General features: G+C 52.5%; 8 protein-coding genes. 2 read left to right on the plus strand and 6 right to left on the minus strand.

What is annotated here, in order from left to right:
- Nucleotides 1-141, plus strand: a 141-nt coding sequence (locus GX117_14245; protein NLO34491.1) for a hypothetical protein, incomplete at its 5' end; no start/stop codon positions are given.
- Nucleotides 142-171: 30 nt separating this feature from the next.
- Here the strand turns inward: GX117_14245 and GX117_14250 are convergent.
- From GX117_14250 to GX117_14260, 3 genes are read right to left on the minus strand one after another with little or no spacing between them, the layout of a single operon-like run.
- The gene (locus tag GX117_14250) at nucleotides 172-1,284 is read right to left on the minus strand and encodes an iron-containing alcohol dehydrogenase (protein NLO34492.1); all 1,113 of its coding nucleotides are present in this window, start codon (nucleotides 1,282-1,284) and stop codon (nucleotides 172-174) included.
- 13 nt (nucleotides 1,285-1,297) lie between these two features.
- Nucleotides 1,298-1,645, minus strand: coding sequence for a cupin domain-containing protein (locus GX117_14255; GenBank protein ID NLO34493.1), 348 nt, complete (start codon nucleotides 1,643-1,645; stop codon nucleotides 1,298-1,300).
- 59 nt (nucleotides 1,646-1,704) lie between these two features.
- Nucleotides 1,705-2,280, minus strand: coding sequence for a helix-turn-helix domain-containing protein (locus GX117_14260; protein ID NLO34494.1), 576 nt, complete (start codon nucleotides 2,278-2,280; stop codon nucleotides 1,705-1,707).
- Between the two features lie 363 nt (nucleotides 2,281-2,643).
- Between GX117_14260 and GX117_14265 the strand changes: the two genes are divergently transcribed.
- Nucleotides 2,644-3,045, plus strand: coding sequence for a BLUF domain-containing protein (locus GX117_14265; GenBank protein NLO34495.1), 402 nt, complete (start codon nucleotides 2,644-2,646; stop codon nucleotides 3,043-3,045).
- Nucleotides 3,046-3,056: 11 nt separating this feature from the next.
- Here the strand turns inward: GX117_14265 and GX117_14270 are convergent, their stop codons facing one another.
- The 3 genes from GX117_14270 to GX117_14280 all read right to left on the minus strand — a co-directional run.
- The gene (locus GX117_14270) at nucleotides 3,057-4,538 is read right to left on the minus strand and encodes a hypothetical protein (GenBank protein NLO34496.1); all 1,482 of its coding nucleotides are present in this window, start codon (nucleotides 4,536-4,538) and stop codon (nucleotides 3,057-3,059) included.
- Nucleotides 4,535-7,099, minus strand: a complete 2,565-nt coding sequence (locus tag GX117_14275) for a formylglycine-generating enzyme family protein (GenBank protein ID NLO34497.1) — start codon at nucleotides 7,097-7,099, stop codon at nucleotides 4,535-4,537. The genes GX117_14270 and GX117_14275 overlap by 4 nt, the downstream gene beginning before the upstream one ends.
- A 141-nt stretch (nucleotides 7,100-7,240) precedes the next feature.
- The coding region (locus tag GX117_14280; protein NLO34498.1) for a 6-phosphofructokinase at nucleotides 7,241-8,261 on the minus strand (1,021 nt) is incomplete at its 5' end.

Genomic DNA, 8,261 nt, shown 5'->3' on the forward strand with positions numbered 1-8,261 from the left:
GCCGTCGAGCAGGCGCTCCGGCGCTGTGAGGCGGAAGCGGCAGGCAACTACATTTTCGCGGCAGGCTGTGAGATCACCCGCGATACGGCCCACGAAAATGTCCATGCCTTTTTGGCATGTTCTCAAGAGAATTGCGCCTAGCATAAAGGGCGGAAGGCATGAGACAGTTTCTCATGATTCTTGGAAAAGTTCGTCCAAGATGCGGGACACATCTTCTTCTGTGACTTCTTTGGGATTGGCTTGGGTCGAACCCGAGGCGAGGGTCTCTTCAATAAAGGCTTCGGGATCATGCAGTGTTTTTCCAATGAAAGGATTTTCTATGCCCAGCCTTTTGTTGAGCGCTTCCACAGCGGTCAACAAATCGTCTCCTGTATGGTGGGTCAACACGACATATTTTTCTTCGATGCTTTCCCTATTAAAGCGGAGTACATAGGGCAGACAGACAGCGCAGACCTTGCCGTGGGGTATGTGAAAGCGCGCGCCCAGGGGATGCGCTAAGCCATGCACCAAGCCCAGCCGCGCATTAGATAAGGCGATACCGGCGAGAAAACTGCCTTCTAAGAGTTGGGGCAAGACTTCAACATTCCCCAAGCACGCCTTCTCCAAGCTCTCATAGATCATGGTGAAGGCTTTGATCGCAAAGGTGTCAGACAGCCAGGTAGCGCCGCGGCTGCAATAGGATTCGATGGCTTGGGTCAGCGCATCCATGCCGGAAGCCGCCATAATCGGGGGCGGACAGGCTTCCAACAACTGGGGATCCAACACGACGAGGCGGGCTAAAAAGGAAGGATGGCGGATGGACTTTTTCACGCCCGTATCCTCGTTGGTTAACACAGAGACCATGGTTGCCTCTGAGCCTGTTCCCGCTGTGGTCGGCACGGCAATAAATGCTGTGGCCGTGGGCGGGATCGGTGTGCCGTCATGGTAGGAGCGTATGGGTAAGGGGGCATGATGCAGCCCCGCCGCTGCCTTGGCAATATCGAGCACACTGCCTCCGCCAAGGGCGGCGATCCAATGGGGGTTATGCTCACGGACAAGGCTGAGCAGTTCTTCGAGATGGCTGAGGGTGGGTTCATCGCCGGGATAGATCCAAACCCGCAGCTGTGCATGAACCTTTTCGTTTGCGAGTATGCGGTCTAAGTTACCGTTACGTACTTGGGACTGGCCGCACACGAGATAACCTCGTTGGCCGAAGGCTTCGCAGTGCGCCAGCAATTGTTCTGCACTGCCTTTTCCTTGCCGCGTTTGCGGCGGCAGAATCAAACTTTCCGGCAGGATATTCATGATGCTGACTCTCCTAGTAACAGGCAATAACAGCCGCCATGTGCAAGTTTTCTGTCCCGTCATTCAATACGGCGTGGGACGCGCCCTTGCCCGTTAAAATGGCGTCACCCTCTTTTATACGGCTCCGTTCTGCTCCGTCTTCGATGATGCCCGTTCCGGACAGAACGATGTACACTTCATCTTCTTGTTGATGTTGGTGCAGCCCGATACTTGCGGCGGGCGGGATGGTGATGAAGGCGCAAAAGCGAATCTTTGCGCCGAAGTCTTGTTCCTTGAACATATGCCGAATGGTCACACTGCCGGTGCCGCCGCGCATTTGATCGCGAACTTCACACTCCATGTCTTCATGTCGTCGAATCATGATCATTTCCTTTGTAGGCGGTTCATCTGCACCTGTATAGACTAGGTTAAGCCTATCATTTAGAAAGGCGCATAGACAACAGCGAGGATACGTGCTTCCACGCCGTTGGCGGCGCGCACCTCATGGGGAACGATCGAGTCATAATAAATGCTGTCCCCTTCGTTGAGATGATAGGATTCTTTGCCATAATGGATTTCCACGACACCACTCAAAACATAGATGAATTCCTCTCCTTCGTGGGAAGAGAGGACGGGCGCTTTTCCTTGACCGGGGTGTATGTTGATCAGGAATGGTTCCATATGCCGATCCCGCTTGTGGGCGGCAAGTGAATAGAAGTCCAGCATGCTTTTATCGGGCGATTCCGATCCGGAAAAACGCATGACCGACTCCGCTTCGCCGCCCCGTAACACACGGGTTTGTCCGTTCGCCTCGTCATCCAAAAAAGTGCCCAGACGAACGCCCAAAGCACGGGCGATCTTGATGAGCGGCGATAGGGAGGGTAGCAATTGACCGGTCTCAATATGGTTGATTTGTTCCGGGTTCATTTGGCATTTTTCAGCGAGCGCTTCGATGCTGAGTTGTGCGGCTTCGCGCAGCTGCCGAATTTTAGTACCGGCGTGGTTTTCTTGAATCATGTATATACTCCATGGTGTTTTTGTGTGGAATTTAAAGACTTCTGCAACAACCCCCTGAAAGGGATTATAACGTAATTTGATTTAACAATTCATCCGCAGTCTTAAAGACCGATGTTCGGCAGAGGAAAAGGGCGCGCTTTTTTATGGCAGGTATTAGGTCTAACGCCTATTCCAAGCGGATCATAAGCGCATCACCTCTCTTTTGGATTTGAGTTTCCCGTATTGTTATAGTAGGAAATAATAATAGCGTTATTTGCGTTAGTTATGGTGAACCCCCAACAAACAAACACAAGAGAATTATCTTAAATAAATTTAGAATCGCGGTATGTGATGAAGAAAGTTAGACTTATATATTCAAGTACAATGACCGGCTCTTGCGACACCAAAGCCTTGCAAGAGATTCTGTCCGTATCCCGGAAAAATAATGTTGACCGCCAAATCTCGGGCGTCTTATGTTACGACCAGAGTTTTTTCATGCAATGTCTGGAAGGTCCCCGTGAGGCTGTCGATGAAATCTATGCACGAATCAAGGCCGATAAGCGCCATGAAAAAATTACCCTCCATGAATATACCGAGACTGACGAGATCTTATTCGAAAATTGGACAATGGGCTTTTTGCGGCCCAATATGCTGAGCAAACAAAATCTGGCAAAATACAGCCGCGGCGGTAAGCTCAATCCCCATGCTTTGAATGCCGATGATGCGCGCGCTTTTCTGTTGGACGTGGCGGAAGGTTGTCGTCATCTCAGCTTGGCGAAACGCTAAGCGCTGCCGCTTCAGCGATCGACCTTGAAGTGAGCCCGATAGTACGCATCTTTCAAAGGATCCTTGTCCCGTAATGCTATGACCGGGGTAGATATCTTGTAGCCGCCTTCTTCCTCAATGCTATAGACCAGCGGCTCCAAGGTATAGGGATCCACCGGTAAATCCGCCCCATATTCAGGGATAAGACTGTCTAAGCTTTCGGGCCATTGACCATGCTCTGCACGGTACTGTTCCACTTGGAGGGCGGTCAAGGCAAAAGCGATATTGAGATCATGCCCGGCGATCGCCTCGGGCAGGTTGATATAATTTTCTCGTAACTTTTCCAGACCGGGCCACGCAGGCAGGCGCATCCGGAGGCGGGGTTCTTGTTGAGCGGCCGCCGTGGGAGCGCGGTAATAGGCACTTCTTGGATAGATCTCTTGATAGAACGTAAGCTGCGCCTCCGGGAAAGTTTGCGTTATCGCCGGAATCAGCCTTTCCATAGCGGTGAAATAGAGTTTATAGTCGGGAATCCACCATCCTACGGAACCGGCAATGGCGAATTTATCGCTCATGGATGTGCTGTAAATCCATTTATCACTGGCATGAATGAGTAATTCTGGATTGAGATAACTTTGGATCATCCATACCCGTTCCGCTATCAGTGTGCGGCTGAAGGCGTCTTTGAGCGATGGAAATTCGAAAACGTCTCTGAATTGCGTTAACTGATCGCCCGTGAATTCCACATGGTTCAACATCAGATTAAAGATCCTTTGGATCAGTCGTACGCAGTAAATGCGGGCATATTGCGAGCTCAAGGTAGGTTCATAATAATAGGGGCGGAGCAATGCCCCTGCTGCTATAAAAGCCCTGCTTGCCTGATCGGCTTCCTTGTGGATAAGCGCCCTGCAGATTTCGGCGCGGAGTAATAATAAGGCGCGCCGTGTGCCGCTCAGATAAGGCAAATCCAGCTGCCAAATTTGGCTGTAATCAGGATCATAATGTCCTGCCGGCAACGCAACGGCCTGATACAATAACGCTAAGAGCGCCTGCCGTTCCATAAGTTCTTTTCGCAACAGTTCCGGTTCCGCAGCGGGCAATTCGTTGTTCTCAATCATCCCGTTTACAAGTTGTCTGAGTTCATCCAGGGGATGGGGATTATCTTTGTCGTCTATTGCAGAAAATACTTGCGAATAAAGCGCCGCCGCCGTGGATTCATCGGGCTGCCCTTGGGAATCCATGAAGTCTTCTTGCCAGTGGATTAACTCCTCAATGGTAGTGGGCCCGCCCGTATCACGAACCGCGGCAATGTGTACTTCCAGTTTGCCCGTCGCATACATTTTGAGTCCAATAAGCAGGGAGAAGGAAACCACGAAGATGATTAAGATAATCGAAAACAGGATTATCTGCGTTCGGATCCATGGTTTTCTGCGGTGCGCTCTTTTTGTTTTGTCGTTATGATTCTTGTTCATGGCCTTGTTCGTGTCCTGCGACGAGGGCGGTTCCATACTCATCTTGAATCTTTAACACAACGGAAGCCAACGGTAGCACAGCGGTCTAATCCCGGCCAAAGGAGCAAGAATTTTTCATGATGATTCAAAGGCTGCGCGCCGCCTGTCCTATAGCGGTCGCTGCCTTGCGCTTGATAAGACGCGCCGCCGCGGATGATACAGAAACGGGTGAAGGCATCTTCGTATTCGCTTTCAGTCCATTCCCAAACATTGCCGCTGCAGTGATACAGGCCATTCGGTCCGCGTCCTTCGGGCAGTGAACGCACCGTCATGGGCGCAGCACCTGAGGGCGCGCATTTACCGGCGTCGAATCGATCGCCCCACGGCCAGAGCCTTCCATCTTCGCCTTGGGCGGCACGTTGCCATTCCGCCTCTGTAGGCAGCCGTTTCCCTGCCCATCGTGCATAGGCGCGGGCATCGTCCAAGTCCACATTGACCACGGGCAGTTCCGCGATTTCTTCCGGCATTTTGCGGTCAGGCCAATGGCGCAGGAAGTTTTCGGGGCGGTCGGGTTCGTAACCGCTTTCTTCCAGAAATCGCTTGTAGTCGCCGTTGCTGACTTGCGCCTCATCGATCCAAAAGTTGGCGAGTTCTACGGTGTAGTCATGGCTGATGTGGGGCTGCTCCGAGGGAAAACCCGTGAAGCGATGCAGATCATCGGCTTCCGTGCCGGGATCGGGGTAGCATCCGTATTCACTGCGGGGATGACGGAGCTGCATGCGTTGTTCGCCGCCCTGGATGAGAACCATACCGGTGTTATCGTCGGTGGGAGGGACAGACTCGGGCGCGGGCTTCGGCACAGGGCTGATCGTTACCTTCGTTGTCGTTGTTTTTTCTGCCGCCAAAGCAGCCTGTTCCTGCATAAATTCTTCAAGACGGGGCTCATTGCCGAAGACAACGGCAATACAGCTGATGCGGTCAATATCGCCCCAAATTTGGACGCGCCCGAATTCCGTCATTTCCCAACGAGTCTCGCAGCCTTTCCACAGGTCATAGACGTGCATATTGTCGGAGCGTCTGTCCTCGGGGAATTGCCACCGAAGGAGAGGAACATGAACCATGGGCTCCTCGGTGTTGTATAAGGTGAAGAGGGTCGTGGGGGAGCCGGGCCAGCGATGGACAAGGACTTCTTCTTGTACGGACGGATAAAAAGGATCCCACAAATGGGAGATAAACACTTCGGGAAATTGATGGAGAATAGCGGCACATCGTTTCCACAGCAAGGCGTCTTCATCGGATATGGGATTTGCTGTGCCAAAGACATTTTCCCAAAGCTGCATGCCGATACCATTGAAAAATGCGCTCTCGATTTCCGCCTGACGGGAACGCGCCCAGCGCGTTGTGGCGTATTGAATGTGTCGTGGTTCAATCCACTTCAACAGGGGCATGCCCGGCGGATCTGTATCCTGCGCCCCTTCCATCCAAGACATATTGCACAGGCTCAATTGGCGTACAGGCGGATTTAATTCGGGAACCAATGCTACGCCGGCACGGTGCGCATCGACCAGTTGGCGGAAAGCACTGCTTGCGCCCTGTAAGGAGTCTAGGAAAATACCGTCTGCTTCGATCTCGCTGACCAATGCCGCCATTTTAGCTTCGGGGTCTTCGTCTTTCCTTGTACCCTGATCCCAAGGCAGATAAGGAATGAGGACGCGCACCTCTTCTTCATGGAAACGGCGGCACATATCCTTTAAAGTGTCCATGCCGCCGGGCAGATCGTTGAAGAAATCAAATTGGTTTCGATCATCCAATCCGATTTGTGGGTAGGCGGAGCTGAGGATAACTGTGTCCAGCTTACCGAAGCGTTGGCGCATCGTGTCCAGAAAACCGCTTATATCATAGCCCGTTTCAGAATCGTAGAAACGTTGATCGTAGAGGGAGAAAAAATAACTCGTGAAGGTGGCGGCCGTCCAATCCAAATCGTCACGATCGTAGACGCAGCGGCATACGTGGGTCGTATCCAGGTTGCGCAGCATTTCACCAAAGGCTTGCATACGTTCTGTGTCGTCAATGCCGATGATGACGCCGGCAAGGTCGGCTTGTGCTTCTTGCTCAGCGTCGGTACTTTCCAAGCATAATTCCGGGAGCAGTCCTTGGGCAGCTTCCGGCCCCGAATCCAAGCTAAGGGAGAGGGACAGGTTATGCCATTCCCCGTCTCCGGGGATGTCTAGATAGGAGGTCATGACGGCATCTTGGCTTGGGTTCGGATGCTTGAGTGTGAAGCGCAATCTTCCTGATCCTGTGACGTGGCGGAGGGTGACAGAAAGAAAAATATCGTCTCCGCCCCGTAAATCCAGAGTTTTAGACAGGGGCGCCGCTAAGCGAAGCCAGCCTTTACCTCCATCACTTACCAGATGAAGGTATCGGGCTGTCCCGGCAAGGGCGCGCTTGCGCCAGCGTAGGGCAGCCTGAATCCAGTCGGCTCGTTCGATGCCCGGGCCCGGTCCGGCAAGAAACCAGTCATTCATCACCAAAGGTTCATCATAATCGTGGCGCCATAGGGCTCCGCTGCCCGTTTCAAAGAAGTCGGGCGCGAACATGGGTCCGTCATTTGGAATGCTCATCGGCAAGGTTCCCATCAGATAGAGTAAGAGCACATATACCATAGTATAAAATCACTTGTAAGTCTTTGGCTTCATCTTGTCATAGGCAGTAGAGTAAGGCCCTTCTGCCCGCTGAAAGGAGCACAGCCGACCGCGCCGTTTTTATGGCTTTCGGTAGCCTTGCGGCACATAAGCCGGCAATTGCTGATCCGCAAAAATGGCTTTCAACCGTGCTAAGCGTTGTCGTCCATTAATCACGGGTACACTCGTCCAATCCTCTCCGATGAGTGGTTTTGCATAGGCGACGAACTCATCGGTTACGTCTATTTTGTTTTCCGCAATCCATTGGGCAGGGAAGGTGCGTTCGGAATTGGCGACCGCTTCCAGAGGCGCTTTGTCGTAGCGCACATTGTAAATGAGTCCCGGTTCTCGGAGCAGCGTAGACATCCATCCGTTCTCGCCGGATGCGGCAATGAGCACCGCCTGCTGGCCCACTTTATACGCTTCATCAAGATCAACGATAGAGGCATAGGCGGTGGTGGCACGTTGATCGGTTCCCGGCACTTGACCCCGTGCTTTGCCTGTGACAGGCAAGCCTTTTTGATTGAGAAGGTTGACTACTTGTTGCGCCACCGTCATTTGCGAAGAACCGAAACTGGTGTGGCCAAAGCTGTCTTTGACCTCGCCCAGCTCGCCCACTTCAAAGCCTTCACTGACCACAACGACACAGCGCCCATCTCGTTTTAATTGGTCATTGACCTGATCGCACATTTCTTCGGGAGAGACTTTGGATTCTGCCATATAGATTTGCAGCGGCATTTCCCGTTTGGGATCGGCGAGGCGGGCGGCAGCCGGGATAAAACCGATGCGGCGGCCCATGGCCTGCAGCACGAGCACGGGATCAGCGGGGGAAGATCCGGCGTTTTCTTCGTTTGCATTTTGTACCATTGCCATCCAATAGCGGGCAACACTGCCGTAGCCGGGCGTATGATCAATGAGTTTAAATTCTGAATCGCCCACGTCGTTATCAATGGTTTTGGGGACACCGACAGAGATCAGTTCTAGACCGTGTTCTGCTGCGAGGAGGGCGATTTTATGCGCCGTGTCCATCGAGTCATTGCCGCCGTTATAGAAGAAATAGCCGATATTGTGCGCCTTGAATACTTCGATGACCCGTTCAAAA

Source organism: Candidatus Hydrogenedentota bacterium (assembly GCA_012523015.1).
Classification (GTDB): Bacteria; Hydrogenedentota; Hydrogenedentia; order Hydrogenedentales; family CAITNO01; genus JAAYBJ01.